The following is a 1745-nucleotide window of genomic DNA, read 5'->3' as shown; positions in this document are numbered from 1 at the left end:
AATGGAACGGAGTAACTATAAGGCGTTCAAACGGACAAATAACAGCTGGCTATGTTCGTGCCTCACTATTTAGCCAGCTATAACTTGCCGCTTAACGTGGCGTTAGTGAGATTACTGTGAGAACCATATTTTTAGTTAGTTTTTTTTCTATCTTTTTTGTCACTTGTGCAGACTCTAAAATATCAAGTGATGAAAGTAATCTGAAGGCTATGAAAAAAGAGCTGCGATATTTTTTTGAAAATGAAACACCAATAAACAAAAAATGCGAGTTTGCTCAAGCTATAAATATACTTGTGCCATCAAAAGCCAAAGAACATGCAAGATCAAAATACGCTTCAGATGATATTTATTTTTATGGAGTTAGTGATGGATTTGGTCCAAGTAGACCAAATTTTGAATTCAAATTTACAAGGTGTGTTATTTTAGAATCCAAATGGAAATTCATCAATGCTGGTCATGATACAATTACTTGCAGAGGTCAAGCTAAGTTGGCAGAAAAGGCTAACGAATACGCAGCCTTATTTAACCGTGAAATGACTAAGTTGGTTAGGGAAGATCCCAAATCATATTTGTGCCCTGATGCTATATCATCTCACTAACAAGGCCAGTCAATCTGACCTTCAAACGTTGTCTTCTTTTTTGCAAAGTACCGCAAATAAGTAGCCAACATTTTCCAGCAGTTGCTGGCGGCGTTATGTGTAAATAAAATATGCAAATAAAAACACCTCATATCCCCCTCAACATACCTCTTGAAGATGCATTAGATATCTTAAAAGGGGTTTCCGAGACAATACTTAAAGAAGTGGAAGAAGATGCTACTTTCTATAAAGTTTCTGTATCTGATTATGAATGTGGGTTTTATGAGAAAGAGAATGTAGTTATTGCCACTTGGTATAACGATCCAGAGGGTCGAGATTCTCAAGACGAGTTGAATCTTAAAGTCAGCTTATATCTTAATCGCTATGGTGAGTTAGATGATTGGGAGGATGGAATTAATAACGGCTGGATTCAATTTTTCAATAACAATAAAACTGGTGTAGGTCTGTCATATGGCCTGCATAAAGACGTGCTCAGGTTTAATTACTTTGGCTAAACACATAACAATGCGCTCAAGCTATGGACGCAATAAATTGCGCCGCTTAGCATGAGCGTTATGCACTACAGATATTCGAGATATGATCAAAAAACTCTTCACAAATGATTTATATGTAAAAGTTGGTGAAAATATATTCGAGGCAAAGAATATATCCACAAACGGAGATTGGGAGAGTATTTCCTCGGAATTTCCATTCACCACAGAAAGGCTTCTGGTTGGTACTTTTTCAACTGCAGAGCCAACTTTGGCTAAATTGATTAAGCGCATATTACCTAAAGCGTTATTTGCAAAAAGACCACAAATTCTGGTTCATCCAACTTCTCGAGTTGAGGGTGGTTTGTCTGAAGTAGAAGACCGCATATTTAGAGAGCTAGCTCTCGGTGCTGGAGCCATTAAGGTGGCACTACATGTGGGCAGTGAACTTACAGACGGTGAAGTAGTTGAGATGATCAAAAATGCATAACAAGTTGCTGCACTCTGACACATACTGCTACGCTCGTTTTTGTGTGTCGCTGCGCTCCATAATACACAAAAACGCTCTCCGCAGTATGTGCAGGTGAGCAAGGCGTTGGTATGACTCCCACTGTCAAGTTAAACGCACTGATCCCTGCCTAACTTTTTTAAGCCATAATTACTTTAGCTCGAATTA

General features: G+C 38.4%; 3 protein-coding genes. All 3 read left to right on the top strand.

Annotation, left to right across the window (positions count from 1 at the left end; translation table 11 throughout):
- The first annotated feature begins 116 nt into the window (after window positions 1-116).
- Window positions 117-599 (top strand): hypothetical protein, encoded by a 483-nt coding sequence (locus DC53_RS00310; protein ID WP_131649278.1) that lies wholly within the window; start codon window positions 117-119, stop codon window positions 597-599.
- Window positions 600-709: 110 nt separating this feature from the next.
- Window positions 710-1093, top strand: a complete 384-nt coding sequence (locus DC53_RS00315) for a hypothetical protein (RefSeq protein WP_033032390.1) — start codon at window positions 710-712, stop codon at window positions 1091-1093.
- A gap of 82 nt (window positions 1094-1175) precedes the next feature.
- Window positions 1176-1559: a hypothetical protein gene (locus DC53_RS00320; RefSeq protein ID WP_033032388.1), complete on the top strand. Its 384-nt coding sequence runs from the start codon at window positions 1176-1178 to the stop codon at window positions 1557-1559.
- The last annotated feature ends 186 nt before the right edge of the window (window positions 1560-1745 follow it).

Origin of the sequence: Pseudoalteromonas fuliginea, assembly GCF_000690055.1 — a bacterium.
GTDB lineage: Bacteria > Pseudomonadota > Gammaproteobacteria > Enterobacterales > Alteromonadaceae > Pseudoalteromonas > Pseudoalteromonas fuliginea.
The sequence above is the reverse complement of the archived record's forward strand: the minus strand, read 5'-3'. Positions and strand labels throughout refer to the sequence as shown.

Bases quoted from the DNA above. Each gene is read 5' to 3' on its own strand.
- DC53_RS00315 (WP_033032390.1), top strand. From the start codon at position 710: ATGCAAATAAAAACACCTCATATCCCCCTCAACATACCTCTTGAAGAT.
- DC53_RS00320 (WP_033032388.1), top strand. From the start codon at position 1,176: ATGATCAAAAAACTCTTCACAAATGATTTATATGTAAAAGTTGGTGAA.